Below are 267 nucleotides of genomic sequence, written 5' to 3'. Positions count from 1 at the left end.
GGGTAGCAATACCCGCATGATCGGTACCCGGTTGCCACAAGGTATTGTCACCATCCATACGGTGATAACGCGTCAATGCGTCCATAATGGCGTTCTTGAAACCGTGTCCCATATGTAGCGAGCCGGTGACGTTTGGCGGTGGCAAAGCAATAGAAAACGATTCGTCTTTATCAAAGCTTGGCTTAAAATAACCACTGTCTTCCCAGCCTTGATACATGCCTGCTTCGACATCGCTTGGATTGTAGGCGTTTTCTAATTGGCTTAAGG

1 protein-coding gene is annotated in these 267 nt (G+C 48.3%); it reads right to left on the bottom strand.

Features of this window, described 5'->3' with window-relative positions; all coding sequences use genetic code 11:
- Nucleotides 1-217 (bottom strand): class I tRNA ligase family protein (locus AAEY75_RS15445; RefSeq protein WP_502944439.1); only part of this gene is annotated, 217 nt, incomplete at its 3' end.
- Nucleotides 218-267 lie beyond the last annotated feature (50 nt).

Origin of the sequence: Psychrobacter sp. TB55-MNA-CIBAN-0194 (assembly GCF_040309505.1) — a bacterium.
Classification (GTDB): Bacteria; Pseudomonadota; Gammaproteobacteria; order Pseudomonadales; family Moraxellaceae; genus Psychrobacter; species Psychrobacter fozii.
This window is presented reverse-complemented; position numbering and strand designations above follow the sequence as displayed.